Here is a 25891-nt window from a genome sequence, read left to right as displayed (position 1 = left end):
AGCCGGCTCCCACAGGGATAGCTGACGCGCTCAGTGTGGGAGCCGGCTTGCCGGCGATGGGGCGCGGAGCGGCCCCCGCATAGACAGCCCTGACACTCAGTCCACGACCACATGCGGCACGAACCGCGAGCTGTCCTTGGTGATCAGGGTGTCGTCTTCACGAATGCCGATCCCCGAGGCCAGATCACCGACTACCCACGAGCCGATCAGGGTGTAGCTGTCACCGAACTTCGGCAAAGGCGCAAAGCCTTGCAGGATATAGGGTGCATCGTCGTAGGGCCCGTCCTCGAACACCCGCTGGTCATCGGTGGTGCGGATATCCACATTGGCCCCCTCGCGGGAGAAGTACGGCTTGCGCACCCAGCCCTTGGGCACCGGCCGCCGGGGGTCTTCGTCGAGGAAGGCCGGCAACAGGTTCGGGTGGCCCTCATGCCATTCCCACAACAACGGCAGGATGCCCTTGTTGGAGATCAGCGACTTCCACGCTGGCTCGACGAACTGGGTATCGCAATCGGCGATGGCCTGGCCGAAGTCCTCGTGGAAGATATGCTCCCAGGCGTGCAGCTTGAACAGGCGCGGGATCGGTCGGCCTTCGAGGTCGACGAAACGCCCCTCGTCGTTCAGACCGATATCCTCCAGGTCGATATGCCGGGTACTGATACCCACGTGCCCAGCCATCTTGCGCAGGAAGTCCGTGGTGCCGCGGTCCTCGATCGAACCGCCGATGGCCGAGAAGTAGAACGGGCTTTCACGTTCGAAGGCGGCGAAAGCCCGCACCAGGTCTTCAGCCAGGGTGTTGAACTGGCTGGCATGGGTCGGCAGCACGCCGCGCTCGATCTGCTGCTCAAGCCAGATCAGCTGGAACGCCGCGGCTTCGTACAGCGAGGTCGGCGTGTCGTAGTTGGCCTCGATCAGCTTGGCCGGGCCCGTGCCGTCGTAACTGAAGTCGAAACGCCCGTAGAGGTGTGGATGCCCCTCCTTCCACGAACGACGCACCAGGTCGAAGAACGCCGGCGGGATCGCCAGGCGGGTCATCAGCGCTTCGCTGTCGACGATGCGCGCCACCGCGTCCAGGCACATCGCGTGCAGCTCCTGGGTGGGCGCCTCCAGGTCACGACTGACCTGGGCCTCACTGAACTGGTAGTAACCGCGCTCATCCCAGTAGCGCTCACCGTCGATGGTGTGGAAGGCGAAGCCCTCACGCTCGGCGGTGGCGCGCCAGTCCGGGCGTTCGTCGCAGTGGACCTTGCGCATGCTCAACCACCGAAACTGAAGCCGCCGCTGCTCTTGCCGCCCCAGCCGCTGCGCGCAGTGGCCTGGCTGCCGAAGCCGCCACGGGAGATCGACGAGGACACGCTGGAGCGGGTCGGGGTGCTGGACTTGTAGCTGCGGCCACTGGAGCTGCCGGAGTAGTAGCTGGAATAGCTGCCACCGCTCTGCTGGGCCTGGTCGGAGCGCTCGAAGCGCTTGCCCTGGTCGATCTGCTGGCCGAGCGTGGTGTTGCGGTATCCACCGTTGCTATCACGGTACTGGTAGACCGGCTGCGAGTAGTACTGGCGATTGCCGCCACTGAGCACCTGGCCGAGCAGCAGGCCGGTAAGCAGGCCGTTGAAGTTGCTGCCACCGCTGCTGGCCTGGCCGCTGTTCTCGACCTGGGCGCGGGCCGCGTCGACCTGCGACTGGCTCACTTCACCTGACACCGCCAGCTCGAAACCGCCGAGGCGCGGCATGTAGCGGTTATCGCTGGTAACCTGGCAGTAGTCCGGCACGAAGTCGGCCTCGCAGGCGGCCTTGTCGCCGTAGGTCGGGGCGATGCGGCGGTGGTCGGCCAACGCCTGCATGTACGCGTCGGAACACACGTCCACCGGCATCTTGTCATCGACACAGGCCTGGACGGTGGTGTAGTTGCTGCGCTTGCTGACCGTGTAGGTCTCCTCGGGCGCGCTGCACGCGGTGAGCGCCAGCGGCAGGGAACTGGCCAGCACCAGCTTGACGGAACTGCGTCTCATGTATGGCTCCTTGCGCGCAAACGGCTCAGACCGACGGGGTCATGCAGGCCGAATTGAGGAAGCCCACGCTGATCGCCACGGCGGCGGCGTAGATCGCGGCGGCCATCTCGCCCTTGGCGATGCGGCTGGCCAAGCCCTTGAGCACCAGGCTGGTGATCCCGAAGGCGAGCAGTTGCACCACGGCGGCGATCACCACCCAGACCACGAAGTCGAGCAGGCTGACGCTGTAGGCGATGATGTTGCTGGCCGGCAGCGAGAAACCGATCAGCGCACCGCCCAGGGCGATGGCCGCAGCGCTGTTGTTGTCGCGGATCAGGGCGAATTCGCGGTGCGGGGTAAGGTGCGTATAGATGAACTGGAACAGCCAGAACAGCACCAGCGCCACGCTGATGTAGAGAATGAAGCCGATCACTGCCTGGGCGTTGAGCGACATGCGAAGTGCGTCGAGCATGGTGAATCCTTGTCAGATGACGTTGAAGTCCGTTGATTGCAGGGTGACACCCACCGAAGTGGTCAGGCTGACATTGCCGTCCTCGTCTTCCTCCACCGACAGCAGGAGGAATTCGCGGCGGTCGGTCAGGCCGGTTTCGCGGGCATACAGCATCGACAGGTGCTGGATGCGGTAGCTGGTCTCGGGGCTGGTGACCCACTCGCTGATAGGCGTGAGCTCGGTCTGTCCCTCTTCGCTGCCCCACTGGCGAACGAACTCGTAGCCTTCGTGCTCGTAGTACGGCAGGCCGATGTTCGACTCGGGGCCGACCAGGCGTTTGAGTTCGGCGTCGCTGGTGACCGGCACCACGCTGTAATAACCGAACAGGATGATGTCACGGACATCGTCAGCGGACGCGCCGTTCATCACCACCTGCAGCCAGTAGTCCTCGTCTTCCATATAGAAGCGCGCCAGGCGCACCGACTGGCCGAGGTCGACTTCACCGACCGCCCAGACCACTTCCTGCTCGGGGACCTCCAGCTCGGAATGCCCGTCGAGCAGCAGTTTGAGCGAGCGATCGAGCTTGAGCATGCGCCCGCTGCCCAGGCCGAATGGCAGGTTGCCCTGGGCCTGGCTGCCGGCGGCAGGTTTGGGGGCTTCGAAGCCCATGAAGCGTTTCAACCAACCCACGGGGCATCTCCTGGGTGAGAGGGTGACGGAACAGGAGCCAATACTGGAGCTGTAGCGAACAGGCTGGGCCTGTTGCAAGAAGGCGACATTGAAAATCCCTTGGGTCGCGGCAGTCCTTTGGCGGGGGCGACACGATACTGCTTTTCGTGTGCCCCGCCAACGGGTCTGGCGCGGGGTTCACGCCAGTGGACCAAGCCCGATCAACGAATCACTCCGCCGGCTTGGCCGCCTTGGCCTTCAAGCGTGCCAGCACATCGTCGGCACCACTGTTGCTGGCGCCGATCCCGGCCGACTTCAGGCGTGCTTCCAGATCGCTGCCGTCAGCCTTGCCGGCCAGTTCCGCCGCCGCTTCCAGCTCGGCGGCACGCTCGGTCTGGCGCTTCTTGATGCGGTCCAGCGAGCCGACCGCCGTTTCCAGGCTGCCATTGGCGCCGCCAGTGGCCGAGGCCGCACTGACCTGGGCACGCTGCACGCTCTCGCGGGCCTTGACCAGGTCCACCTGCTGCTTGAGGCCCTTGATCTGCGCCTCGGTCTTGCTCACGGTGGCGGTCAGGGTCGTCACCGACGCACCGAACTGGTCGGCCAGCGCCTGCTCGCTGTCACGCTGGTTGGTCAGGTCAGCGATGCGCGCCGCGCATTCGTGAGCCAGGCCTTCCTCGCCCTTGTCCAGCGCGGCAATGGCCTTCTGCTCCCAATCGCCGATGGTCTTGTCGAACTCGGTGATGCGCTGCTGCGCGGTCTTGTGCTTGGCCATGATCTTGACCAGCTGGTTGCGCGCATCGATCAGGTTGTTGTCCGCGTCGCGGATCTCCTGGTCGAGGATGCGCAGGGCCTGGGAGTCGACGATCGCCTCACCGACTTCCGAAGCGCCGCCACGCAGGGCGGTGACGATCTTTCTCAACAAACTCATGGTGCAATCTCCGGAATCAGTGGGTGAAGTAGTCTTCGAAATCTTCGGCGGCGGTGATGACGTTGTCGGCCAGGGTGTGGATCTCCTGGACGATGTTGTCCAGCGACGAAGCCGCGCTCAGGGCGCCGAACATGGTGTACACCGACTCGCCCGACGGCAGTGTGTGCAGGCCGATGGACGACAGCGGGAACACGTCGCGGGTGCGCAGCACCGCATCGTTGAATGCAGCGCGGTCTTTCACCTGGCTGGCTTCCACCAGCAGCGTATCGACCAGGATCTGCTCACCGGCCACGGCGATGTACAGCGGCAGGCCGTCCAGTTCGTTCATCACCAGCTTGAGGCTGGGCTCGGCGCCCTGTTGCAGGGACAGGCCGATCGACCCGTCGCGCACCTCGTCCAGGCCTTGCAGGGCGCCGTGCAGCGTTTCGATCGTCCAGTGGGTGTGCTCGGTCATGAAATCCTCCGTTCTGACCTGTTTGCCCGCGTGGGGCTGACGTAAAGCCTTCTCTATACCGCGCAGGGCGGCGGCGTGCTCGGGCAGGATCCACAGCTCACGCTTGACCAGGCCCGCGGCCTTGAGCCGGGCGCGCATGTCACGCATGTAGTCGGTGGAGCTTTTCTTGCCTGCCATCGAAGGGGGTGTCCTTGTCTCACATGTGATGCACGTTACGCCTGGATCACGAGCTGCGCAAGCATCACATGTGAGGAGCAATGTCCGCACGGTGCGCCCGCCCCAACCTACCCCGCCACTCGCGTCAGCCGCTGCAGCGCCTCGATCACCTGCGGATCACGCGCCTCGAGCACATCCACCTGGATTCTTGCGATCACCGCCTTGAGCAGCTCGGTCTGACTCATCCGGGTTTGCCCCAGCAGCGTCAGGAAATCCTCGGCCATGTGCGCGTTGACCTTCATCGACAACCGCCGCGTGGCTCCGGACGCCGGCAACCCCCTCTGACGCCGCTGCGCGTCGAGTGCCTGGACGAAGGCCTCGTGGCCGGGTTGCAGACCCGCCCCCTGGCTGGCCTGCACCAGCCAATGGAAATAATGGGCGAGGAACAGCTTGCGCAGGTGTGCCCCCGCCTCGCTGCTGACCGCTTGCATCGCCGCGTCGAGCACATCGAGATACACCGCCGGCAGCCGCGCCTCGATGGACTTGAGCTGCTGCTTGCGCGCCTCGCGGATTGCCGGAGTGGACTGCGGCGGGATGGCCACCACCGTATCGCAGCCATCGCACACGCCCACCAGGATGTCCCGCGCCACGCCCAGGCCGTCACTGAAAGGCACGTCGCGCCGGGTGTAATGCATGGCGACCAATGCCTGGCAACGCTCGCACAGGGCCTGGCCGGTGTCGCCCTCGAACAGGATATTCATGCTTTGGTTACTCATTGGTGAACACTGATGAACCACGTCTGGGGCTCGATGAAATAGAACTTGATGTACCAGCCGGAACGCCTGAGCATATGGACTTCGATGGCTGGCACGGCATGGTGTGGGCTGCAGCTGTAGTGAGTGCCATTGCAAGCACGGATGACCTCGATGATATCGCCCGCACTGACCGCGCCAAGGGCCAACAGGTTCTTTACCTCGATATCGCCCCGCGCTGCATGCAGGTACTTCCCGGATTCGAGCGCGGCAATCACCGCGCTCTTGGCTGCCTTGAAGCCTTTTGGCATGACCCCTCCTGGCATTACGAAAATCATCGTACATTTTTCTGACCAAATCCAGCTTGCGCTGCGACTCAGTCGACCAACGGCGCTGTCGCGCACCGATGAAGCCTGGGCATGAACTATGGCCGCGGGCGCGCAAGTGTGTGACCTGGATGTGTAACCGGCGCTTTCGGGGAAATACAGCGTGTTTCGCGCGATCCTTGCCGACTCGATGATGACCCGCTGATCCGTGCGCCTCGATTACCAGGTAATGCGCTGCGATAGCTGGGGCTGGCTATCAAACGGCGATCCCGGAAACAGCATTGACGCCTTCCAGCGTCGCGAAGGACATATCCTTTGCCGTGAGCAGGAAGTCGCTTACATAAGGCACTTCGAGCATGTCGCTGCGGACCGCCGCATACAGTTTTGCCTGCAGCCCCTTCTCCCCCAGTCGCTTGGTGGTCACGTAACCGCGCGAGCTGTATTCATGCACGGCCCAGTTCGGCAGGCAGCACACACCGCGGCCGCTGGCCACCAGTTGCATCATCATGATCGTCAGCTCCGAGGTGCGTACTTGCGCCGGCTCGATGTCGGCCGGGTCAAGGAAGCGGGTGAAGATGTCCAGCCTGTTGCGCTCGATCGGGTAGGTGATCAGCGTCTGGCTGGCAATATCGGCGGGCTCGAGGTACGGCCTTGCGCACAAGGCGTGGTGATTGTCGATGGCCAGCAGTGCCTCATAGCCGAACAGTGGCACGTAGCTGATCCCCGGCAGTTTCATCGGGTCGGACGTCACCACCAGGTCCAGATCGCCCCGCTCCAACGCCGGCAGTGGCGCGAATGAAAACCCCGACGCCAGGTCCAGCTCGACCTCCGGCCAGGCACCGCGAAATTCGTCCACCGTCGGCATCAGCCATTGATAGCAGCTGTGGCACTCGATCGCGATATGCAGCCGCCCAGCCGTACCGCCCGCCAGCTTGCCCAGGTCCCGCTCGGTGGCGCGGATCTGCGGCAGCACCTGCTCGGCCAGCTCCAGCAGCTTGAGACCGGCGCTGGTAAAACGTACCGGCTTGGACTTGCGCACGAACAGCGGCATGCCAATACGGTCTTCCAGCTCGCGGAACTGGTGCGACAGCGCCGATTGGGTCAGGTGCAGCCGCTCGGCGGCTTCGTACAGGCTGTCGGTTTCGCGCAAGGCATGGATGGTGCGCAGGTGCCTCAGATCGATCATGAGAAAAACTACACTTGTATGCAAAAAAAATGAGTTTGTCTCATGACGAGCTGATCTCTGACAATCCCCCCATCGATTTTGCGTAAGCGAGAAAGGCAGCCTGGCATGGCGCGTCCGTCTTGGCGGCAGCCATGCACCTCAACCCTGGCCTTTCTTGCCTCGCTTCAGACATCAGGGCACACGACCACCATGAATAACGAGATTGCATTCACCCTCAAGCGTATTTGTTTCGATGAGCACTACCAGCCTTCGGACAAGACTCGCACCACCACCAACTTTGCCAACCTGGCCAGGGGCAAGAGCCGCCAGGAGAATCTGCGCAATACCTTGAGGATGATCGACAACCGCTTCAATGCCTTGGCGCACTGGGATAATCCCAAAGGCGACCGCTACACGGTCGAGCTCGACATCATTTCAGTGGAAATGGATATCGGCCTCTCGGTCACTGCCCCTGCCCTGCCCTTGATTGAAATATTGAAAACGACGGTGGTCGATCGACAAACCAACGAGCGTATCGACGGCATGGTCGGCAATAATTTTTCCTCGTACGTGCGCGATTACGATTTCAGCGTGCTGCTGCAGGGGCACAACAAGGATCGGCAAACCTTCAGCACACCTGATGATTTCGGAGACCTGCACGGAAAACTGTTCAAGTGTTTCGTGAGTTCTAGCGCCTACAAGGAGCATTTCAGCAAGCCCCCCGTCATCTGCCTGAGCGTCTCGAGCAGCAAGGTTTATTACCGCACGGAAAACCAGCACCCGGTCCTGGGCGTTGAATACCTGCAGGCTGAATACTCGCTGACCGATGAGTACTTCAAGAAGATGGGTTTGAAGGTGCGCTACTTCATGCCGCCCAACAGTGCCGCGCCGCTGGCGTTCTATTTTGCCGGCGATCTGCTGGGCGACTACACCAATCTGGAACTGATCAGCACCATCAGCACGATGGACACCTTCCAGAAAATCTACCGGCCTGAAATCTACAACGCGAACTCCGCCGCCGGCAAAACCTACCAGCCCAGCTTGCACCACCAGGACTACTCGTTGACGCGCATCGTTTACGACCGCGAAGAGCGCAGCCGGCTGGCTGTCGAACAGGGGAAGTTTGCGCAAGAGCATTTCATCAAGCCCTACCAGGCGATCCTCGAGCAGTGGTCCGCCCGTTGCGCGCTTTGACTCAACCAGACACAAGGTTTTCCAGTATGAAAAAGCTGTTACCCACCTCCACTGCCGGCAGCCTGCCCAAACCCGCCTGGCTCGCCGAGCCCGAGAAGCTCTGGTCGCCATGGAAGTTGGAGGGTGATGAACTGGTCGAGGGCAAGCAAGACGCGCTGCGCTTGTCCTTGCAAGAGCAACAGCACGCCGGCATCGATATCGTCAGCGATGGCGAACAGACACGGCAGCATTTCGTCACGACCTTTATCGAACACCTCGACGGTGTCGATTTCGAGAAGCGCGAGACCGTCAGAATCCGCGATCGCTACGATGCCAGCGTGCCGACGGTCGTAGGCGCTGTTGCTCGCCGCAAGCCTGTCTTCGTCGATGACGCCAGGTTCTTGCGTCAACAAACCTCGCAACCCATCAAGTGGGCGCTGCCAGGCCCCATGACGATGATCGATACACTGTATGACGCCCACTACAAAAGCCGCGAAAAACTGGCCTGGGAATTCGCCAAGATCCTCAACCAGGAAGCCCGCGAACTCGAAGCGGCGGGTGTCGACATCATCCAGTTCGACGAACCCGCCTTCAACGTGTTCTTCGACGAGGTCAATGACTGGGGCGTGGCCACCCTGGAGCGCGCCATCGAAGGGCTCAAGTGCGAAACCGCCGTGCACATTTGCTACGGCTACGGCATCAAGGCCAACACCGACTGGAAAAAGACCCTCGGCTCGGAATGGCGCCAATACGAAGAAGCCTTCCCCAAGCTGCAGAAATCCAGCATCGATATCGTCTCGCTGGAGTGCCACAACTCCCACGTGCCGATGGACCTGATCGAGCTTATCCGTGGCAAGAAAGTGATGGTTGGCGCCATCGATGTCGCCAACCACGCCATTGAAACCCCCGAGGAAGTTGCCAATACCCTGCGCAAGGCCCTGCAGTTCGTCGACGCCGACAAGCTCTACCCTTGCACCAACTGCGGGATGGCGCCCCTGCCGCGCCAGGTGGCAAGAGGCAAGCTCAATGCGTTGAGTGCGGGCGCGGAGATTGTTCGCAGAGAACTGGCAAACCAGCGCTGAGCCCAGGTCGGAGGTAACAGGCGAAGGCCCGGACAGATGCGGGCCTTCCCACACCTTCGAGCGGCACCCACACCCAGGACCTACTATGTCACTCCCTATCGAGCCATCGAGCTTTCGCGAAGCGCTCGGGCACTACGCCTCCGGTATCACGGTCATTACATCGCACACCGATGACGAGCCGATCGGCTTCACTTGCCAGTCGTTCTACAGCGTGTCGATGAACCCGCCACTGGTGTCATTCAGCGTGATGGCCAGTTCGGCCAGCTACCCCAGGATTCGCCAGGCCGGCCGCTTCGCGGTCAACATCCTGGCGGGTGAGCAGGTCGAGATTTCCAACCAGTTCGCGCGGCGCGGCACGGACAAGTGGCACAAGGTGCAATGGCAACCGTCACCGCTGGGCAATCCGATCATTGCCGGCAGCCTGCATTGGATCGATTGCGAGATTCACGCTGAACACGCCGCGGGCGATCACCTGATCGTCATCGGTGAAGTGAAGGCGTTGAACCTGCAGCAAACCACGTCCTCGCAGCCCTTGCTGTATTTCAAGGGGCAGTATTGCAACCTCGCGGCGCAGGGAGCCGTAGGCGCCTGACGCTGTCGAGAGCTCGCATGGCCATCAGAACAGCCCGCCCAAGGTCAACGCCAGGCCACCGCCCGCCTGCACGCCGATGTTGAACCCGGCGGAGAGAATCACGCCCTTGGCCGAGCGCAGCAGGCGCGCAAAGGTGTCCTGCGGCAGGAACGCGCCACCCGCCCCTATCGCGGCGGTACCCAGGGCCAACAGCTTGGGATCCAGGCCGAACAGCACCCCCGAGCCGCTGCCACCGCCAACCAGGCCCAGCCCACCTTCGAGGAACACGCACCCGCCCCTGAAGTCATCGCGCACCAGGCCCCGGGACGCGACCGAGTCAGTCACCAGTACCGTGCCGATCGCCGGAAGGTCTGCGTTGGTGCCCGCCGCGCCGACGCTTTTGCCGCGCACCAGCAGGTTGATCTTGCCTACCCGTGGCAACCGCGCGCCTGCGCCAACGCCGACCCCGAGCGAACCGTAGCGAAACTGCTGCTCGGCCTTGTTCGGATCGGTCAGGGTCAGCAAGCCACCGCTGGCAGCGGCAAACATCACCGTCAACCCACCCCCGCTGGCGCTCTTGTACTCCCAGTCGCTGACACTCAGCGGCAATGTGATCTGCATGTGCACCTCCGTGTAGTGGCAGCGCCATTCGACGCCGGCCAATCCCTGTGTCCAGATCGACAGCAGCATAGCAACCCGCGCCTTGCCAGCCCCATAGCCCCAATGAGCTATTGCCAAACTGTCACAAGGCGCCAGCCCATACGGATGACGAACCGATCGGCGTCACTCGCCAGTGGTGCAGCTTGTCTAAAGTAGTTCCCATCACAGACCCTGCCCATGGAATGGAGAAGCAAAGATGCCGGCTTGCCCGATCCCCACCGACGAAGCGCTGCGCCAGCACGCCCTCGATGAGATGAACCTGGTCGATACACCCGCCGAGCATTACCTCGATACCCTGGTGCGACTCACCCAGGACCTGGCGCACGTGGACACCGTGCTGATCAGCCTGATCGACCAGGACCGTCAGTGGTTCAAGGCCAGGATCGGGCTGGACGCCAGCGAGACCCCGCGCGACGTGTCCTTCTGCGGGTACGCCATTCTCGATGACGGCACCTTGCTGGTGCCGGACGCCACGCGCGACCCGCGATTCGTCGACAATCCGCTGGTGCTGAACCCGCCCTATATCCGCTTCTACGCCGGACATCCGCTGCGCGCCGGAAACGGCAAGGCCATCGGTACGTTGTGCATGTTCGACCCGCAACCGCGCCTGCTGAACGAGATCCAGCAGGCGAATTTCAAGGACCTGGCCACACTTGCGGAGGGCTATCTGCAAATGCGCAGCCTGATCCAGACCAACCGCGACCTGCGCCTGGAGATGGACCGCGAACAGCGCAAAGCGCTGCTCGACCCTTTGACCCAGCTGTGGAACCGCGGGGCGTTGGCCGCCTTCCATGATCGTGAGCGGCGCCTGGCCCACGAGCGAGGTCTGCAGCTGGGGGCGATTTATGCGGACCTGGATCACTTCAAGGCCGTCAACGACCAGCATGGCCACGCGGCCGGCGACCAGGTGCTGTGCGAGTGCGCCCGCCGCCTGCGCGCCGCGCTTCGCCCCGATGACCTGCTGGTGCGCCAGGGTGGCGAGGAGTTCGTCGCCTTGCTGCCGGTCAAGGACAGCGCGGAACTGAACGGGATCGCGCAACGGGTACGTCAGCTGATCGGCACCCAACCGCTGCAGTTGGCCAGCGGCCCGCTGCGGGTAAGCCTCAGCGCAGGGTGCACCCTGTTTGCCGAGGGGGAAACGCTCGAAGACGCGCTGAGGCGCGCCGACAGCGGGCTGTACGCTGCGAAGCAAGGGGGGCGGGATCAGGTGGTCTATGTGCCGGGCGCGTTTTGAGCGGGGTGGAGTGCGCGAAGGCCAGAGTGCCCGTTGTTATGCTTCAAGCCCGCTGGTCCTTGCCGCCATGCACGCGCCCAACGTTTCGGAGTGATAGGCTGCGTGCGCGACCTGACTATCAGCAGGATCAGGGAAACACGTAGATGCCTCAGCCGGAAACCCGAGCACCGCCATCGAGCGCCGAAGCCGCGAGCCTCGCCAACGCCAACCTGCCCTCCGGCTCATCGCCGTCCTCGATCATCCAGGTTGCCGACAACCCTGCCCACGCCAGCACCCACTGCAACAGCCTGCGACGCTCAATGCCGGCTGCCTGCGAAATGATCGCTATACGCTGTGGGAAGCACCCCGGCGCCTGCGCGCCGGCGTCGTCCGGGTTGCAGAGGATGTTGGCAAAATCGAAGCCCCGCTCGCCGTACAACCCCTTGGGATCGATGGCGAGCCAACCGGCCGGCCCGAAATCCAGCACATTGCCGTGATGGATGTCGCCATGCAGCACCGCAGCGTCCTGGGGAGCTGCGAAAAGCGCTCTCGCCGCCTTTGCACTGTGCTCCAGCACCCCGCCGTGCGTCGCCGCCGCGCTCCACAATGCGTCGAACCAGTGCTCCAGTGGCACCAGCGCAGGCCTCGGCGTCGACCGTGGCGCATGCAGGCGCGCCGCCACGGCACAGAGAATGCGCGTGGCCTCGTCATCCCTGCCATCTGCGACCATCTTTGCAAGTGACGCCGAACCTTGCGCCCGCTTCATCAGCAATGCCTCGCCCGCGTGGGCCAGTACAGGGGCTGCACCGTCGCCTGCCCACCAGGCCATCAGCTGGCTGCCGGCCTGCTCCTCCGGCGCCTGCGAGACTTTCAGCATCGCCGGTGTATCGCCTTGGCGAACGGGCAATAGATTGCCATTGAGTGAAACGAAAGCCTCCCCATCGATGGTCAGCCCCCACTGCTTCAGGTATTGGTCGAACATAGGCTCGCTGGTACTCACGCTTTCCATTTACTATCGCCGTTTGCCCCTGTGGACCCAGGGTTGCCAGGTACGGCCAGTGAAACATAGTCCCAAGTCGGTGACGGTGCACGATGAAAAATATCCCGGGAATGAATGTGGTAGTGGTGGGGGCAGGTATCGTGGGGGCCTCCGTTGCCTACCACCTTTCCTGCCAAGGCGCGCTGGTGACCATCGTGGAGGCTGGCCATGTAGCGTCTGGCGTGACCTCCACTTCCTTTGCATGGATCAATACCACCTACAGTGACACAGATCCTGTTGCCGCACTGCGGGCCGCAGCCGTATCGGACTATCGCCGCCTCGAAGCGCAACTGCCGGACTTACACATTCAATGGACCGGGTCGCTGACCTATGGCCTCCCGAAAATACCGCCTGCCCCTGGGATATCAACGGTCTCGCGGGCTCAGATCCTCACCCTGGAACCTAATCTGAAACACCCTCCTGGCCAAGCCAACCATGCTCCAAAGGAAGGCGCGCTGAACGCAGTAGCGGCCACCTGGGCCTTGATCAAAGGCGCTCAAGCCCGAGGCGCCAGGTTGCTGGAGCAGACACAGGTGGAAGGGTTCACGGGTAGCGCAGATAAAATCTCAGGTGTGAAAACCACCCACGGGGTAATCGACGCGGACCTGGTGGTGCTTGCGGCGGGAACGGGTACCACGCTATTGACGGACGTGTTGGGCTACCCACTTGCACTCGAAGCCTCTCCTGCCATCTATATCCGCTACCACTCGCCGCCCCACCTTGTCCGAGGGATCATTTCCAACGCAGCCATGGAGGTGCGACATGCTGATGACGGCAGCCTGTTGGCGGCAGAGGATTACCTGGACGATGCCGCAGATAACCAACCAGGCGCGATTGCGCTGAGAACCGCCGAGGCCATCAGAGCAGAGTTGCACGGCGTTGTTTCCCTCAACGTGGAAAAGGCGTGCGTGGGTTTCCGGCCGATACCCAGCGATGGGGCACCGCTGGTTGGTTTCCTGCCGGCTATTAGCGGCGTTTACGTCTGTGTCATGCATCCTGGTGTCACGCTGGCCGCTACCGTAGGCCGCCTGGTGAGCATGGAAATCACCAGTGGCACGCCGTCGCCTGATTTGGAGCCGTGCAGGCTGAGTCGCTTCAGGCGATGAGTTGGGGCCTGCCCCTGCCTATTGCAACTTGATCCCTAGGCTCACGAGGGCGGCCAACTCCAATGGGTTCAACTGGTTGAGGCTATTGATAGTGGGCGAGCTCGTCATACTGCTATCGGACATATCAAGCTTCGCGCGAAGCAGGCCGACCAGGCTATCGCTCAGGCCTTCGGCACGGGTCATGCGCGACAGAAGCTGATCGTCATCATCGGCCAACCCCAATAGCTCGATGGCAGTCCCCATAACCCCATATGCCCGCTGACCGAAACAACCCTCCAGCTGCTCAAGAATCTTGTTGGCCTCGTGAGCACCCAGTTTATCGATATGCGTCTGGAGCTGTTCGCTAATGAAATCATTCTGCGCTTGAGCGTCCAGCAACATCACAGGATTACTCCTGTTTTTTTCGAACCACCGGGTTTCCTGGCCTTGCAGGAATGTCATCAGCCCATTCAGAAAGACGCTTGGGTTGGGACGGTCGGTGGCCAAGTTCGCCAGCGCTGCCTTGATTGAAGGCTGATGGGAGCCAGCATCATGAGTCAAGCTCAACGCGAGGGTTCGCACACATTGCAAGTCCCCGCGGGTTTTCACCATCATCTCGATTTCTTTGAAATTTGCACGCCCCTCGACAATGGCGCCTTGCAAACTATTAATCTGCTCGGTTTTCAGCGTTACATCGAAGCGTGTTTGATCAACTTTGGAGGCAGTAGCGAGCAGGCTTACTGCATCGAGCGCGGTCTTGAAGCCATTGCCGCAACTGCGGCGAAAAGGCGCTGCGGTGCCGGTCGGTTCGGCGTGTTGCGGGCGTAGATCCTCCGCCGCGCCCTGGGCCGCTGCGCTTCGGCCAAGAAAACTGGCCAACCATTGGAGCAAGTCCTTCAGCGGCTGGGTCGTGGATATCTTCAGGTAGTGGAGCAAACTCTTACCTGCACTATATTCAATTCGCTTGGCCAACCGATTGGCCTCTGGCGAGGTAGTGACCACGCTCACCTGCGCCTCACCAACGGTACCTGAATGAGTCTGCTCGCTGATTTGGCTGGGCAGGTACTGGAAGCTCTGATAACCATTGATCAGCATAGGTAACTCCTTGGTTTAACCTAGCCATCAATGTATGACCCTGGGCAACGCAGAGGCTATCAATGCTGATCGGTTTGTTTTAGGCGACGCCTGTCCCCACACCCTGTTCCCGAAAAGCGTCGATGTAGATCATCAACAATCAGATTTTACCCCTTCCTTGTAGTCCATTTCCCAAACATACTGCTACCGCCTGTTTTCCGTTGCGGCTGCTCTGTGGGCGCTCTAGTCTCGGCCTGTCGTTGCACATCAACGACACAGCTTTGACAGGCTGTAACGGTAGAATCACGCAGGCAGTCCCCGTTCAATGGTGGCTGTACGTGTGGGCACGCTTGCGTGCGCCGGAACTTTTGCGTGATTTACCGCCGGTCTGTCAACCCACGTACAGCTGCCGCCTTTCTGTTTGACAGCAGGCTGGTGGTGGCACCGTCAACGGTAAATCACCATGCTAAAGATCGTTCCCGATCCACCCCACAACCACCACTCTCTCGAAGACACCCTTATCCAGGCCACCGAGTACGCCCTGTGCGCGCAGAGCGTGGCGCATCAGGCTGTGCTGCTGCAGCCCAAGGCACCCGCCTCGATTCTGATGCTGGCCTCCATGCATGAGATGGAGGCACTGCGCGTGCTGCTTGAGTCGGCATTGATTCAGGTGCAAATGCCGAACGCTCAACCGCGTACGTTGCACTAGACCACAAGGCATGTGGCGCCTGAGCTGACGTCATCGCGGGGCAAGCCCGCTCCCACGCCATTGCGTCCCGACGTGGGAGCGGGCTTGCCCCGCGATAGCGCCAGGCCAGGCAGCAGAACCCTTCAGGGAGATTCAACGATGACCACAGATACCACCCCGCCCCACACCACCGTGGGCAAGACCAAGTTCTACCAGGGCGAAGGCCAGACCGACCCGCTGTTCTGCATCGAACCCGGCATCCCTTGCCAGCATGCGCGGGACCAGGCTTCGGAATTGATGGGCTGCGTACGCGACCTGACCATCACCGGCATCATGGAGGAAAAGCCCCAACTGCTCTGGGCGTCGTATTACCTGAGCGCGTTGGCCAAGGCATTGATGGACGATGCGGAGTTGGGGATGAGTCGCTAGGAAAAACGACTATCCGGTCGGTGCCATAAGCCAGGATGTGGGGCACCACCAAGGATCGTTCGGCAAACCGGCTCCCACCCAACCGCGCCGACCTCAAGTCGGCGCCATCGCTGGCAGGCAAGCCCGGTGCGACGCACTGGGATAACTCTTGGACTACACTGCACCCGCGCTCAGCGACGTACAGCGCAAAACGCGTTAGTTCATGAACCCGCCTCCAGCGCACTGCTTGAGGCAAGGTTATCTACCGCCTCAGGTCTGGCTGGAGCGGCAGCCAAAAGGAATTGGAAAATGCTCAAAGCACTCTCGATCACCGGGCTTACGCTCTCGCTTGCAGGCTGCATGCTCCCCGAGCCGCCAGCGCCCCCAACCCCTCCCACCGTCGAACATGCCTCTGCAAGCAAAGCTGAAATGGCCGATGCCAAACAGAAGCTGCTCAAGCATATTGCCGACCCGGATTCGGCGAAGTTCGAAACGCTGTACAAATTCAAGGCAGCCTACGCCAGCGGTAAACAGTACGAAGGCGTTTGTGGCTATGTGAACTTCCGCGGGGCGGAAGGCGGCTACGAGGGCTTTACACCGTTCATGGTTATTGGTGATGTGGTCTCCTATTACGGTGACCACTTGTCCCACAATCAAAACTTCCTCAGGCAATTCTGCACGCGCCCACGCCTGGGCTGAAAGCCAGCAGATCTGCCTGCCCATACCCCGATGCAAACAGCATCGGGACGATGCGTCAGAGCTTCAGGATTGTGAACGTACTAAACGAAGGCGAGCCGCTGATTCACAGAGCGGAGCCGAAACGCAGTAAGCGAGCCGTCTAAATACCAAAAGCCCAGCACGAAGCCGGGCTTGGCTCAACAATCCCGCTCACTCAGGCGTGCGCGCCGGGTCGTCTGGATTGCGTTGCTGTCCCATGCCCTCGTCTTCCTCATCCATGAGCGGATCGTCTTCCACTGGGTCAGGCGTCGTGGGATCGTCTGGGTTGGTGCCGCCCTGCTCTCTCGGATCGGTGCTCATCGCTGCATACCTCGGAAGGAATTGCTGGATACCACACCTGATTTGAGAAAGAGGCTCACGGGCTCGTTCGATTTTCCGTCGCGCCGCCGGTCGCCTTGGCGTCAGGCCCCGGCACCGCATAGGACGCCCCCATGTCGCGTGCCAGCGCAACACCCCAGAGCATCGCTGTGGTCATGGATTGGCCTGGCCTCGCCTTGTGCGCTTCCTCATGGAGGCAAGCGCCGTCCGGCCCATAGATTCCAATGAACATTTGAGTGGCACCCACACGGGAAAGTCGGACCTGAACATCAATGGTCAACCCGGACTCGAGCACTTCGGTATGTGAACGACTGTGCAGCTGGGCGTCCGCCCAATTCCAGTAGGTCTGGCCTCTCGATCTCATCGCGTCCTCCGTCAGCATGAGATCTAAGTAAGGCACAGATAGCGAAGCGGCTCTATGCCGGCTATCCAGTTGTTTGGAAAACCTGACACATTCGACGAATTCACTCCGGAAAAACCCGCATGGCCTGCTGGAGCTCATTGATCGTGGCGCCAACGTGCGCTTCATCGATCCACTTCCATCGAGCACCGGTAAGCAGCCCTCCGATGGCATGAAGACGCAGATCATTGGGAGGGATGCCCCGGACAGCGCCGGCAGCCAGCAACGCGAAAAGCGCCTGCTCCAGCGCGATTATTTCGTTGCGCCTCGTCAGTCATGATGCAATCCCCTGTTTTGCTTTGCCCTACCCATTGGTCATCATTGGCAAGAGGAAGAGCAGCCCATGCGACCGGTGGCGCGAAATACCGGTGTACGCGTTCAGCGTAAGGCACCGGCCAGCACCTTATTGCCGATCAAACCGGACGAATCCCGCCATGCTTGGTAAACTGGCAACCATTCATTCTTCACATTGCCTGCCAGCGCCCCCTGCCGTCTGGCTTCGCTGAGTTCGTGCCCCACACTTATGCATTCTCAAGCCGCTACCCCACCGCACCACGCGCCGAACCGGCCTCCCAGCTTCCCAGGCAGCAGCAGGAGCGTCCGACCAGTGGTACTGGTATGGTTTTTTACAAGTTTCGAAAAGCTCCGTTGTGGCGGAGCTTTAAAAAACACTAACAAGTTTTAACCTTTTAGACGCATTACATACCGAGTGCTTTCATCCGCAGCTTGGTCTAGAGAGTTTCCATTCATTGCAAAATGGAACCCCGCCACAATTGCATCTGCACGCTCGTCTGGCGTGCCGTGGTGGGATGGATGATCAATCATATTATCCCCGAAGTTGTGCTGTGTCTGGGCAAAGACAGCAGCCGGAAATTCAGGCCTTTCTCGCTTTCTAAGCCCAGCGAAAAACCCAGCTAAATAGTCCGCCTGCAGCTCAGACCGCTTAACCGTTGCAGCTCCAGCATTCACCACATCCATCAAGCCATGTTTATATTGATAGATATGGCCAAATTCATGCGCACAAACTGCAGCCACAGACAGCTCAGGATGATCATTACCCGACATTAGCCTCTGCAGCATGCCAAGACCAAACATCACTGTCCCGTCGGTTTTTTCTAACAGCTGAGCAGGGGTTGCAAATGCATTGTGCTCAGAACCGTCAGCATAATAGGCAAAGCCTGGCAAGACGCCAAAGGTATTGGCAAGCTTGGCTAGCGTATGTGCCAGAGCCCTATCAAACGCCCTATTGCCTGACTGCCGTATGGGTTCTGTTCCTAGATTAAACGAGCGCACCTCGCTGCTCCCCAAAAGCTGCCGAGCTTGTGGCGCAGTTATAAAACATCCGTGATAATGATCTCCCCCATGTTCTGCAAGGCAACGAGAGGAATTAACATAACTAAAGACGATAGTAAGCAACCCTCCCAGGACAGTCCGGCGTCTTGTTAGCATGATTCTACCCTCTACTAACACAAGTCGGGATACATTGAGCAGGCTCCTCCGTCATTAGAGGGGCTAGTCGGTGTAGAGGGCGTAGCGGTGGGCGTTGGGGTGGGGTTTGGAATTGGTTGCGATGGTAAGTTCGCGCCGATGTTGAAATTTGCATACTCTATTCTGTTACTCAGCGCGCCAATGCCCATAAACCACGTTGACTGACCGCCTTGATGTGTAGCAACAAGATTAAAAATTGCTCCACCCGGCAGCCCCTGAGAACCGATAACTGTAATATTGGTAACTGGCCCCAGCGCAGCCAGGGCTGGATAGTATCCACTATTGCCGGTCTGCATCGCAATTGTTTGCCAGAGCTGTGGCCCATACCACATCTGGTTGGGTGTACCGGTCTGCAACTGCTGAATCATTCCCGCTAACACGGGCCTAGGGTCCGCTTTGGCGGCATTAAAAAACAATGAAGTCACAATAACCAACCAGCCGACCATTAAACCAATGCGTCTCTTGTTCATTATTATTGCTCCCTAGCTTAACTATAGGTCTCAGCCTACTGCCGTTTCGCTGGCTACCCTGAAAGCTAGACCAATGCAGGCAACTCGCCACCCTCCAACTCGAAATGAGCTCTGGCTGCGCTGCGACAACGCTCGTGAGCCAGTACTGAGGTTGTACCATCGCCAGCCAGGCCATGAGCCGGTTGCGGGGAAGATCTATGTGCTGGCAGCTTCGCTCTCTCGTGAAAGCAAAGCTGCCGTGATCAAGCTACGGCAGAAACTCGTCTACTCCTATCCCGACACCTTGTTCCTTCTAGCGGGAACAGGCCGTTTATGGCTGAAGGGTACCCGCAGGCAACTCGAAAATGCCCAGCAATTGCTCGCCATCGAAGGTATTACGACACAGATCTAGCCTCACGCAGATCCGCAGGATGCCATTCCAATCGGCCCCCAAACCTGGCACATCGGAGCAGCATTCAAGGCGTTGCATGGAAAACGAGTTGGCGTGGCTTCCGATGCCGATGCATAACAGCGGCTTATCGCCGATCAGTTCGGACGAATCCCGCCATGCTTGGTAAACTGGCAACCATTCATTCTTCACATTGCCTGCCAGCGCCCCCTGCCGTCTGGCTTCGCTGAGTTCGTGCCCCACACCTATGCATTCTCAAGCCGCTACCCCCACTGCATCACGCCCCGAGCCATCCCGCCGCTTCTCCGTGGCGCCGATGATGGATTGGACTGATAGACACTGTCGCTTCTTCCTGCGCCTGCTCTCCCAGCACGCCCTGCTCTACACCGAAATGGTCACTACCGGCGCCCTGCTGCACAACGACGCCCAGCGTTTCCTGCGCCATGACGATTCCGAGCACCCGCTGGCCCTGCAACTGGGCGGCAGCGTGCCGACGGACCTGGCCGCCTGCGCGCGCCTGGCCGAGGACGCCGGCTACGACGAGGTCAACCTCAACGTCGGCTGCCCCAGCGACCGGGTGCAGAACAACATGATCGGCGCCTGCCTGATGGGCCACCCGGCGCTGGTGGCCGATTGCGTCAAGGCCATGCAGGACGCGGTCAGCATTCCGGTAACGGTCAAGCACCGCATCGGCATCAATGGCCGCGACAGCTACGCCGAGCTGTGCGACTTTGTCGGCCAGGTGCGCGACGCCGGGTGCCGCAGCTTCACCGTGCATGCGCGCATTGCCATCCTCGAAGGGCTGTCGCCCAAGGAAAACCGCGAGATCCCGCCGCTGCGCTACGACGTGGCGGCGCAGCTGAAGGCCGACTTTCCCGACCTGGAACTGGTGCTCAATGGCGGCATCAAGACCCTCGACGAGTGCCGCGCCCACCTGCAGACCTTCGACGGTGTGATGCTGGGACGCGAGGCGTACCACAACCCGTACCTGCTGGCCGAGGTCGACCAGCAGCTGTTCGGCAGCGCGGCGCCGGTGGTCAGCCGGGCCGAGGCCATTGAAAAGCTGCGCCCGTATATCGTCGCGCATATGCAAAGCGGTGGCGCGATGCACCATATCACCCGGCATATCCTCGGGCTGGGCCAGGGCTTCCCGGGGGCGCGGCGCTTCCGCCAGTTGCTGTCGGCGGACATTCACAAGGCCAGCGAGCCGCTGAAGGTGCTGGACCAGGCCGCCGAGCTGCTGCAAGGGCGCTGAGGGAACCTGAGGCGGGGTTGGCACTCGAAGGCAATGCCTTTTGCTGCAGGTCCGGCGTGAGCCGGGACTGCTTTCAGCCCGACGCGGGCAAGCACGCGCCTATAGAAGGATCGCGCTGCCTGCGAGGGCTTTCCCGATACGCCTGCGACGGGCCTTGAGTGGCTGTCGGGGCTCGGGTAATGTCGAGTCATTGCACAGGACAGAGCACGCCCATGACCTCCAAGCTGGAACAACTCAAGCAGTTCACCACCGTGGTCGCCGACACCGGCGACCTGGACGCCATCACCCGACTCAAGCCGGTCGACGCCACCACCAACCCGTCGCTGCTGCTCAAGGCCGCGGCCATCCCGGGCTACGCCGACCTGCTCAAGCAGGTCAAGGCCGACGCCAAGGGCAATGTCGACCTGGCCTGCGACAAGTTCGCGGTTTCGGTGGGCTCGGGCATTCTCAAGGTCATTCCGGGGCGCATCTCCACCGAGGTGGACGCGCGGCTGTCGTTCGACGAGCCAGCGCTGCTGGAAAAGGCCCGTCAGCTGATCGAGCTGTATGAAGCGGCCGGTGTGCCGAAAGACCGCGTGCTGATCAAGCTGGCCTCTACCTGGGAAGGCATCCGCGCCGCCGAGAAACTGGAGAAGGAAGGCATCCAGACCAACCTCACCCTGCTGTTCTCCTTCGCCCAGGCCCAGGCCTGCGCCGACGCCGGGGTGTTCCTGATCTCGCCGTTCGTGGGGCGCATCTACGACTGGTACAAGAAGAGCACCGGCAAGGAATACGTCGGCGCCGAGGACCCGGGCGTGGTATCGGTCACGCGCATCTACGACTACTACAAGACCAATGGCTACAACACCGTGGTCATGGGCGCGAGCTTCCGCAATATCGGCCAGATCGAACAGCTGGCCGGCTGCGATCGCCTGACCATCAGCCCCGAGCTGCTGCAGCAGCTGTCGGACGACCAAGGCGCGCTGCCGCGCATCCTCAAGCCGGGCAATGCCGGCGAGGCCAGGCAGCAGTTGAACGAGAGCCAGTTCCGCTGGGCAATGAACGAAGACGCCATGGCCACCGAGAAGCTGGCCGAAGGCATCCGCCAGTTCGCCCGCGACCAGGAGAAGCTGGAAGCGCTGATGGCTGGCTGACAAAGCCTGATACATCTTCGGCTTGATCGACGGGCGGTTAATGCAGAGCATTTCCCGCCCGTTTTTCGTTGGGGTGGCCGATGACGCCATCGCGGGGCAAGCCCGCTCCCCCGATGAAAATAACGCATTCCCTGTGGGAGCGGGCTTGCCCCGCGATAGGGCCATCAGCATCACACGAACCTGAGCCATCCATGCCCGCCACCGCTTCACTCCCTCTTGTCCTCGCCGGCCCCATCCTCCGTCGCCTGGAACCCCAACGCCTGGCCATCTGGCTGGTCGGCTCGCAACCGCTGCAAGCCGAATTTCTCCTGGATCAGGCCGGCATCGGCGCCACTGTGCACTGCGAGATGATCCCGGTCGGTACCCACGCCTTCATCCACCTGCTGGATATCCACTTCGAGCAGCCGCTACCCAGCGACGTGGCGCTCGAATACGACCTGCGCCTGGCCAACGGCCAGGGCATCGCCGACTGGGCCCCGCACCTGCTCTACCCCGGCGCCAGCCGCCCCAGCTTCGTGCTGCGCGAGCGCCTCGACCAGGTGCTCCACGGCTCGTGCCGCAAGCCCCATCATCCGGCTGCCGACGGCCTGCTGTGCGCCGACCGCCTGCTGGCCGCCGGCCCGCACCCCGAGGAGCGCCCCGCCGTACTGTTGATGAGCGGCGACCAGGTTTATGCCGACGATGTCGCCGGCCCCATGCTGCGTGCCATCCACGGGTTGATCGAGCGCCTGGGGCTGTTCGACGAGGCGCTGGACGGCGCCCTGGTCGACAGCGGCGCCGCGCTGTACCGGCACCCGGCCTGCTATTACCACCGCGCCGACCTGCTGCCGGCCCAGGAAGGCAACGAGACCCTGCGTGAGCGCTTCTTCGGCGGCAAGCGCAAGCCGATCTTCTCCTCCAGCAACGCCGACAACCACCTGGTGACCTTCGCCGAAGTCATGGCCATGTACCTGCTCGTCTGGTCGCCGCTGCCCTGGTCGCTGGTGGGCATGCAGATGCCACCCGGCCTCACCGACAAGCGCCAGGCCCGCTACCGCCACGAGCTGCCGCTGATCGAGGCCTTTCGCGACGGCCTCGGCCAGGTAGCGCGGGTCATGGCCCACCTGCCCTGCCTGATGATCTTCGACGACCACGACATCACCGATGACTGGAACCTGTCGGCGCAGTGGGAACAGACCGCCTACGGCCATCCGTTCTCGCGGCGGATCATCGGCAACGCCCTGCTCGGCTACCTGCTGTGCCAGGGCTGGGGCAACGACCCGGACGGCTGCGCGGCGCTGGCCCGACGGTGCCGGCAGATAGGCGAGGCGCGGGATGAACTGATTGGCGAACTGCTGCACTTCCAGGGCTGGCAATACGCGCTGCCGAGCAACCCGCCGCTGCTGGTGCTGGACACCCGCACCCGGCGCTGGCGCAGCGAGCGCAATCTGGCCAAGCCTTCGGGCCTGCTCGACTGGGAGGCGCTGAGCGAGCTGCAGCAGGCGCTGCTCGATCACCCCTCGGCGATCATCGTGTCGCCGGCACCGATCTTCGGGGTCAAGCTGATCGAGACTGTGCAACGGGTGTTCAGCGCCCTGGGCTACCCATTGCTGGTCGATGCCGAGAACTGGATGGCGCACCGGGGCGCGGCGCAGGTGGTGCTCAATATCTTCCGCCACTCGCGCACGCCGGGGCATTACGTGGTGCTGTCGGGCGACGTGCACTACTCATTCGTCTACGAAGTGCTGATCCGCCATCGCCAGCGCAGCCCGCACTTGTGGCAGGTGACCAGCAGCGGGATCAAGAACGAGTTCCCCCGGCGCCTGCTGGATGTGCTCGACCGGCTCAACCGCTGGCTGTATTCGCCGCGTTCGCCACTCAACTGGTTTACCAAGCGTCGGCAGATGGAAGTGGTGCCGCGTACGCCCAGCCGCAGCAAGGCCGGGGAACGGCTGTGGAACAGCGCGGGGCTGGGGCAGGTGTTCTTCGATGACCAGGGGCGGCCGGCGCGGGTGTATCAGTTGAATGCCGACGGTTCGCCGGCTACGGCGTTCATCAAGGACTGAAGCCATCGCGGGGCAAGCCCGCGATGGGGTCAGGATCTTTCCAGCGCGCTCACCAGATCATGGAACGCCTCGCGGTTGGAGTCGTTCAAGCCCATGAGAATCTTGTGCGCCTCCAGCACCTTGGAGCGCACCACGCTTTCGTCCTGGTCCTGGGAAGGCAGGTCGGTCAGGCACTCCGGGCACGGCACCGGGCGGTCGACGATGTTGAACACCTGGTCGAAACCCATGGACTGCAGCAGCCGGGAGATGTCCGGGTTGGTGGTAACCACGGTCGGCAACAGGCCGACCTTTTGCCGGGACAGGATCGACAGCTTGGCCAGCAGGCCCAGGGTGGTGCTGTCGATGCTTTCGGTTTCGGTCAGGTCGATGACGATCGCCGAGAAGTTCAGCGCGGTGAAGATCTTCTCGATCGTCGCATCCAGTGCCGAACACAGGGTCAGGCGCACTTCACCGACAAATTTCAGAACGAAGGTCCCGCTTTGCTCGGCGAACTGGATTCTACCAGTACTCATTCAAGGTTCCTGCTCAACACCAATAGGGCGATATCATCCGGCATCTCCCCAAGCGTAGCCAATTCGAATCGTTGGCGCAGCCCCTCCAGGCTGCCCCCCGCCGCCTTGACGATTTCCGGCAAGGCAGCTTCCTTATCTTTGAGTGTGTCCCCGGGCAAAAGGTCCAGAATGCCATCGGACATCAGGGTGAGGCTGAACTGCGCTGGCAGTTCCAGCACCAGGTCCTGGTAGCTGGCCTCATCGAACAACCCCACCGGCAGGCCACGGCCTTCAAGGTAGCGGGCCTGGCCCGGGGTATACAGCACCGGCAGCGGCAAGTGGCCGCCGACGCTGTAGGTGAGCAGGCCGGTGTCCTCGTCGATGACCCCACCGACCATGGTCACATGCTTGCCCAGCTTGCAGTTGATCAGGCCGCGGTTGATGTGGCTGAGCACCTGCGAAGGCTTGAACTCACGCATCTTGCCGCCACGCTTGAATTCGAACAGCAAGCGCGTGGTCATGAACTTGAGCAGCACCGTGACGAACGCCGACGAGGCACCATGGCCGGACACGTCCGCCAGGTAGAAGGCAATGCGCCGGTCGTCCACGCGGAAGTAGTCGGCGAAATCCCCCGACAGGTACAGCGACGGGATGATCTGGTGCTCGAAAGCGAAATCGCCGGCCACCCAGGGGTTTTCCGGCAGCATGTTCATCTGCACCTGGCGCCCGGCGGTCTGGTCCTCCTGCAGCAGGTGCAGGCTGGCCTCCAGTTCGCGGTTGGCGGCTTCGAGCTTCTCGCGGTAGCGCTGGTTCTCCAGCACCAGGCGCGATCGGTCGAGCGCGCGGCGCACCGAGTGCTCGAGCACGGCCAAGTCTTCCAGGGGCTTGATCAGGTAGTCCGCCGCGCCCAGGCGCAAGGCTTCGACCGCGTCGCTCATCACGCCGGCACCGGACACCACGATCACCGGCAACTGCGGCGCGAGCTCGCTGATCCGGCGGATCAGTTCGAGGCCGCCCATCTGCGGCATGCGCAGATCGCAGATCACGAGGTCGGGCTGGTGTGCTTCGAAGACCTGGAGGCCCTGCTGACCGTTGCCGGCCTGGAGGACGCTGAAACCGCTGTCTTCCAGATAAGCGGCGAGGCTGGCACGGACCACCTCGTCGTCATCGATGATCAGCAGCGTTGCACTGGGTTTCTGCATGTGGGCGAACGGCGCCAGATTTGGGTTGGCGTAGCGGCTGTGGAGAACCGACAGACGGCTACTGGAATGCTCTCTAGC

The 25891-nt window shown here is 61.8% G+C and carries 31 protein-coding genes; 12 read left to right on the top strand and 19 right to left on the bottom strand.

The window, feature by feature from the left end; translation table 11 throughout:
- Positions 1-96: 96 nt before the first annotated feature.
- The 9 genes from AC3WL2_RS13940 to AC3WL2_RS13900 all read right to left on the bottom strand — a co-directional run bounded on the left by AC3WL2_RS13940 (position 97) and on the right by AC3WL2_RS13900 (position 6913).
- Positions 97-1254, bottom strand: coding sequence for a glutathionylspermidine synthase family protein (locus tag AC3WL2_RS13940; RefSeq protein ID WP_102684517.1), 1158 nt, complete (start codon positions 1252-1254; stop codon positions 97-99).
- 2 nt (positions 1255-1256) lie between these two features.
- Entirely contained in the window at positions 1257-2009 is a 753-nt protein-coding gene (locus AC3WL2_RS13935; protein ID WP_102684516.1) for a DUF1190 domain-containing protein, read from the bottom strand.
- Positions 2010-2034: 25 nt separating this feature from the next.
- Complete coding sequence (locus AC3WL2_RS13930) at positions 2035-2460, bottom strand: DUF350 domain-containing protein (RefSeq protein WP_023631082.1); 426 nt, start codon at positions 2458-2460, stop codon at positions 2035-2037.
- A gap of 12 nt (positions 2461-2472) precedes the next feature.
- Entirely contained in the window at positions 2473-3129 is a 657-nt protein-coding gene (locus AC3WL2_RS13925) for a DUF2491 family protein (RefSeq protein WP_046856318.1), read from the bottom strand.
- 208 nt (positions 3130-3337) lie between these two features.
- On the bottom strand, positions 3338-4039 hold the full coding sequence (locus AC3WL2_RS13920; protein WP_046856319.1) for a PspA/IM30 family protein: 702 nt from the start codon (positions 4037-4039) through the stop codon (positions 3338-3340).
- A gap of 16 nt (positions 4040-4055) precedes the next feature.
- Positions 4056-4670, bottom strand: a complete 615-nt coding sequence (locus AC3WL2_RS13915; protein WP_046856320.1) for a YjfI family protein — start codon at positions 4668-4670, stop codon at positions 4056-4058.
- A gap of 107 nt (positions 4671-4777) precedes the next feature.
- Entirely contained in the window at positions 4778-5410 is a 633-nt protein-coding gene (locus AC3WL2_RS13910; RefSeq protein ID WP_102684515.1) for a hypothetical protein, read from the bottom strand.
- Between the two features lie 11 nt (positions 5411-5421).
- The gene (locus AC3WL2_RS13905) at positions 5422-5712 is read right to left on the bottom strand and encodes a hypothetical protein (RefSeq protein WP_102684514.1); all 291 of its coding nucleotides are present in this window, start codon (positions 5710-5712) and stop codon (positions 5422-5424) included.
- Positions 5713-5983: 271 nt separating this feature from the next.
- Complete coding sequence (locus AC3WL2_RS13900) at positions 5984-6913, bottom strand: LysR family transcriptional regulator (protein ID WP_102684513.1); 930 nt, start codon at positions 6911-6913, stop codon at positions 5984-5986.
- 189 nt (positions 6914-7102) lie between these two features.
- Between AC3WL2_RS13900 and AC3WL2_RS13895 the strand changes: the two genes are divergently transcribed.
- The 3 genes from AC3WL2_RS13895 (at position 7103) to AC3WL2_RS13885 (ending at position 9739) form a co-directional block, all read left to right on the top strand.
- A complete protein-coding gene (locus AC3WL2_RS13895; RefSeq protein ID WP_102684512.1) occupies positions 7103-8086 on the top strand; it encodes a DUF1852 domain-containing protein in 984 nt (327 codons plus the stop codon).
- Positions 8087-8112: 26 nt separating this feature from the next.
- A complete protein-coding gene (locus AC3WL2_RS13890; protein WP_102684511.1) occupies positions 8113-9147 on the top strand; it encodes a methionine synthase in 1035 nt (344 codons plus the stop codon).
- 85 nt (positions 9148-9232) lie between these two features.
- Entirely contained in the window at positions 9233-9739 is a 507-nt protein-coding gene (locus tag AC3WL2_RS13885; RefSeq protein ID WP_102684510.1) for a flavin reductase family protein, read from the top strand.
- Positions 9740-9763: 24 nt separating this feature from the next.
- Here the strand turns inward: AC3WL2_RS13885 and AC3WL2_RS13880 are convergent, their stop codons facing one another.
- Complete coding sequence (locus tag AC3WL2_RS13880; RefSeq protein ID WP_102684540.1) at positions 9764-10339, bottom strand: hypothetical protein; 576 nt, start codon at positions 10337-10339, stop codon at positions 9764-9766.
- A gap of 235 nt (positions 10340-10574) precedes the next feature.
- Between AC3WL2_RS13880 and AC3WL2_RS13875 the strand changes: the two genes are divergently transcribed.
- Complete coding sequence (locus AC3WL2_RS13875) at positions 10575-11612, top strand: sensor domain-containing diguanylate cyclase (RefSeq protein ID WP_102684509.1); 1038 nt, start codon at positions 10575-10577, stop codon at positions 11610-11612.
- A gap of 148 nt (positions 11613-11760) precedes the next feature.
- Here the strand turns inward: AC3WL2_RS13875 and AC3WL2_RS13870 are convergent, their stop codons facing one another.
- Positions 11761-12573: an aminoglycoside phosphotransferase family protein gene (locus tag AC3WL2_RS13870; protein ID WP_102684508.1), complete on the bottom strand. Its 813-nt coding sequence runs from the start codon at positions 12571-12573 to the stop codon at positions 11761-11763.
- A gap of 110 nt (positions 12574-12683) precedes the next feature.
- Here AC3WL2_RS13870 and AC3WL2_RS13865 point away from each other — a divergent pair, with 110 nt between their 5' ends.
- Positions 12684-13736 carry an NAD(P)/FAD-dependent oxidoreductase gene (locus AC3WL2_RS13865; RefSeq protein WP_102684507.1) on the top strand — a complete coding sequence of 351 codons (1053 nt, stop codon included), beginning with the start codon at positions 12684-12686 and terminating at the stop codon, positions 13734-13736.
- Between the two features lie 18 nt (positions 13737-13754).
- Here AC3WL2_RS13865 and AC3WL2_RS13860 read toward each other — a convergent pair whose 3' ends face one another.
- Entirely contained in the window at positions 13755-14810 is a 1056-nt protein-coding gene (locus AC3WL2_RS13860; protein ID WP_102684506.1) for a hypothetical protein, read from the bottom strand.
- Between the two features lie 442 nt (positions 14811-15252).
- Here AC3WL2_RS13860 and AC3WL2_RS13855 point away from each other — a divergent pair, with 442 nt between their 5' ends.
- The 3 genes from AC3WL2_RS13855 (at position 15253) to AC3WL2_RS13845 (ending at position 16584) form a co-directional block, all read left to right on the top strand.
- Positions 15253-15498, top strand: coding sequence for a hypothetical protein (locus AC3WL2_RS13855; protein ID WP_102684505.1), 246 nt, complete (start codon positions 15253-15255; stop codon positions 15496-15498).
- Between the two features lie 138 nt (positions 15499-15636).
- Positions 15637-15906 carry a DUF3077 domain-containing protein gene (locus AC3WL2_RS13850; protein WP_102684504.1) on the top strand — a complete coding sequence of 90 codons (270 nt, stop codon included), beginning with the start codon at positions 15637-15639 and terminating at the stop codon, positions 15904-15906.
- Positions 15907-16194: 288 nt separating this feature from the next.
- The gene (locus AC3WL2_RS13845; RefSeq protein ID WP_146022624.1) at positions 16195-16584 is read left to right on the top strand and encodes a hypothetical protein; all 390 of its coding nucleotides are present in this window, start codon (positions 16195-16197) and stop codon (positions 16582-16584) included.
- Positions 16585-16773: 189 nt separating this feature from the next.
- On the opposite strand, the gene AC3WL2_RS13840 is transcribed toward AC3WL2_RS13845, so the two are convergent.
- The gene (locus tag AC3WL2_RS13840) at positions 16774-16923 is read right to left on the bottom strand and encodes a hypothetical protein (protein ID WP_158247502.1); all 150 of its coding nucleotides are present in this window, start codon (positions 16921-16923) and stop codon (positions 16774-16776) included.
- Between the two features lie 55 nt (positions 16924-16978).
- On the bottom strand, positions 16979-17305 hold the full coding sequence (locus tag AC3WL2_RS13835) for a hypothetical protein (protein ID WP_102684539.1): 327 nt from the start codon (positions 17303-17305) through the stop codon (positions 16979-16981).
- Between the two features lie 73 nt (positions 17306-17378).
- On the opposite strand from AC3WL2_RS13835, the gene AC3WL2_RS13830 reads away from it, so the two are divergent.
- Positions 17379-17621, top strand: coding sequence for a hypothetical protein (locus tag AC3WL2_RS13830; protein WP_146023535.1), 243 nt, complete (start codon positions 17379-17381; stop codon positions 17619-17621).
- 401 nt (positions 17622-18022) lie between these two features.
- On the opposite strand, the gene AC3WL2_RS13825 is transcribed toward AC3WL2_RS13830, so the two are convergent.
- The 3 genes from AC3WL2_RS13825 to AC3WL2_RS13815 all read right to left on the bottom strand — a co-directional run bounded on the left by AC3WL2_RS13825 (position 18023) and on the right by AC3WL2_RS13815 (position 19930).
- On the bottom strand, positions 18023-18634 hold the full coding sequence (locus tag AC3WL2_RS13825; protein ID WP_146022623.1) for a M48 family metalloprotease: 612 nt from the start codon (positions 18632-18634) through the stop codon (positions 18023-18025).
- 170 nt (positions 18635-18804) lie between these two features.
- Positions 18805-19299: a hypothetical protein gene (locus AC3WL2_RS13820; RefSeq protein ID WP_146022622.1), complete on the bottom strand. Its 495-nt coding sequence runs from the start codon at positions 19297-19299 to the stop codon at positions 18805-18807.
- A 310-nt stretch (positions 19300-19609) separates the two neighbouring features.
- Positions 19610-19930, bottom strand: coding sequence for a hypothetical protein (locus AC3WL2_RS13815; RefSeq protein ID WP_146022621.1), 321 nt, complete (start codon positions 19928-19930; stop codon positions 19610-19612).
- Positions 19931-19934: 4 nt separating this feature from the next.
- On the opposite strand from AC3WL2_RS13815, the gene dusA reads away from it, so the two are divergent.
- The 3 genes from dusA to AC3WL2_RS13800 all read left to right on the top strand — a co-directional run bounded on the left by dusA (position 19935) and on the right by AC3WL2_RS13800 (position 24120).
- Positions 19935-20942: a tRNA dihydrouridine(20/20a) synthase DusA gene (gene dusA, locus AC3WL2_RS13810; RefSeq protein WP_102684502.1), complete on the top strand. Its 1008-nt coding sequence runs from the start codon at positions 19935-19937 to the stop codon at positions 20940-20942.
- Positions 20943-21154: 212 nt separating this feature from the next.
- The gene (gene tal, locus AC3WL2_RS13805; RefSeq protein WP_102684501.1) at positions 21155-22075 is read left to right on the top strand and encodes a transaldolase; all 921 of its coding nucleotides are present in this window, start codon (positions 21155-21157) and stop codon (positions 22073-22075) included.
- A gap of 191 nt (positions 22076-22266) precedes the next feature.
- Positions 22267-24120, top strand: coding sequence for an alkaline phosphatase D family protein (locus AC3WL2_RS13800; RefSeq protein WP_102684500.1), 1854 nt, complete (start codon positions 22267-22269; stop codon positions 24118-24120).
- Positions 24121-24149: 29 nt separating this feature from the next.
- Here AC3WL2_RS13800 and rssC read toward each other — a convergent pair whose 3' ends face one another.
- Both rssC and rssB read right to left on the bottom strand, forming a co-directional pair.
- On the bottom strand, positions 24150-24632 hold the full coding sequence (gene rssC, locus AC3WL2_RS13795) for an anti-sigma factor antagonist RssC (RefSeq protein ID WP_023631332.1): 483 nt from the start codon (positions 24630-24632) through the stop codon (positions 24150-24152).
- A complete protein-coding gene (gene rssB, locus AC3WL2_RS13790) occupies positions 24629-25813 on the bottom strand; it encodes a two-component system response regulator RssB (protein WP_102684499.1) in 1185 nt (394 codons plus the stop codon). Before rssB ends, rssC begins: the two co-directional genes overlap by 4 nt.
- Positions 25814-25891 lie beyond the last annotated feature (78 nt).

The organism is Pseudomonas sp. FW305-96 (assembly GCF_058783825.1).
This window is presented reverse-complemented; position numbering and strand designations above follow the sequence as displayed.

Bases quoted from the DNA above. Each gene is read 5' to 3' on its own strand.
- rssC (WP_023631332.1), bottom strand. From the start codon at position 24,632: ATGAGTACTGGTAGAATCCAGTTCGCCGAGCAAAGCGGGACCTTCGTT.
- AC3WL2_RS13880 (WP_102684540.1), bottom strand. From the start codon at position 10,339: ATGCAGATCACATTGCCGCTGAGTGTCAGCGACTGGGAGTACAAGAGC.
- AC3WL2_RS13800 (WP_102684500.1), top strand. From the start codon at position 22,267: ATGCCCGCCACCGCTTCACTCCCTCTTGTCCTCGCCGGCCCCATCCTC.
- AC3WL2_RS13860 (WP_102684506.1), bottom strand. From the start codon at position 14,810: ATGCTGATCAATGGTTATCAGAGCTTCCAGTACCTGCCCAGCCAAATC.
- AC3WL2_RS13870 (WP_102684508.1), bottom strand. From the start codon at position 12,573: ATGTTCGACCAATACCTGAAGCAGTGGGGGCTGACCATCGATGGGGAG.
- AC3WL2_RS13940 (WP_102684517.1), bottom strand. From the start codon at position 1,254: ATGCGCAAGGTCCACTGCGACGAACGCCCGGACTGGCGCGCCACCGCC.
- AC3WL2_RS13865 (WP_102684507.1), top strand. From the start codon at position 12,684: ATGAAAAATATCCCGGGAATGAATGTGGTAGTGGTGGGGGCAGGTATC.
- AC3WL2_RS13920 (WP_046856319.1), bottom strand. From the start codon at position 4,039: ATGAGTTTGTTGAGAAAGATCGTCACCGCCCTGCGTGGCGGCGCTTCG.
- AC3WL2_RS13905 (WP_102684514.1), bottom strand. From the start codon at position 5,712: ATGCCAAAAGGCTTCAAGGCAGCCAAGAGCGCGGTGATTGCCGCGCTC.
- AC3WL2_RS13915 (WP_046856320.1), bottom strand. From the start codon at position 4,670: ATGGCAGGCAAGAAAAGCTCCACCGACTACATGCGTGACATGCGCGCC.
- AC3WL2_RS13890 (WP_102684511.1), top strand. From the start codon at position 8,113: ATGAAAAAGCTGTTACCCACCTCCACTGCCGGCAGCCTGCCCAAACCC.
- AC3WL2_RS13935 (WP_102684516.1), bottom strand. From the start codon at position 2,009: ATGAGACGCAGTTCCGTCAAGCTGGTGCTGGCCAGTTCCCTGCCGCTG.
- AC3WL2_RS13820 (WP_146022622.1), bottom strand. From the start codon at position 19,299: ATGAACAAGAGACGCATTGGTTTAATGGTCGGCTGGTTGGTTATTGTG.
- AC3WL2_RS13900 (WP_102684513.1), bottom strand. From the start codon at position 6,913: ATGATCGATCTGAGGCACCTGCGCACCATCCATGCCTTGCGCGAAACC.
- tal (WP_102684501.1), top strand. From the start codon at position 21,155: ATGACCTCCAAGCTGGAACAACTCAAGCAGTTCACCACCGTGGTCGCC.
- AC3WL2_RS13885 (WP_102684510.1), top strand. From the start codon at position 9,233: ATGTCACTCCCTATCGAGCCATCGAGCTTTCGCGAAGCGCTCGGGCAC.
- AC3WL2_RS13840 (WP_158247502.1), bottom strand. From the start codon at position 16,923: ATGAGCACCGATCCGAGAGAGCAGGGCGGCACCAACCCAGACGATCCC.
- AC3WL2_RS13930 (WP_023631082.1), bottom strand. From the start codon at position 2,460: ATGCTCGACGCACTTCGCATGTCGCTCAACGCCCAGGCAGTGATCGGC.
- rssB (WP_102684499.1), bottom strand. From the start codon at position 25,813: ATGCAGAAACCCAGTGCAACGCTGCTGATCATCGATGACGACGAGGTG.
- AC3WL2_RS13875 (WP_102684509.1), top strand. From the start codon at position 10,575: ATGCCGGCTTGCCCGATCCCCACCGACGAAGCGCTGCGCCAGCACGCC.
- AC3WL2_RS13895 (WP_102684512.1), top strand. From the start codon at position 7,103: ATGAATAACGAGATTGCATTCACCCTCAAGCGTATTTGTTTCGATGAG.
- AC3WL2_RS13850 (WP_102684504.1), top strand. From the start codon at position 15,637: ATGACCACAGATACCACCCCGCCCCACACCACCGTGGGCAAGACCAAG.
- AC3WL2_RS13855 (WP_102684505.1), top strand. From the start codon at position 15,253: ATGCTAAAGATCGTTCCCGATCCACCCCACAACCACCACTCTCTCGAA.
- dusA (WP_102684502.1), top strand. From the start codon at position 19,935: ATGCATTCTCAAGCCGCTACCCCCACTGCATCACGCCCCGAGCCATCC.
- AC3WL2_RS13910 (WP_102684515.1), bottom strand. From the start codon at position 5,410: ATGAATATCCTGTTCGAGGGCGACACCGGCCAGGCCCTGTGCGAGCGT.
- AC3WL2_RS13835 (WP_102684539.1), bottom strand. From the start codon at position 17,305: ATGAGATCGAGAGGCCAGACCTACTGGAATTGGGCGGACGCCCAGCTG.
- AC3WL2_RS13845 (WP_146022624.1), top strand. From the start codon at position 16,195: ATGCTCAAAGCACTCTCGATCACCGGGCTTACGCTCTCGCTTGCAGGC.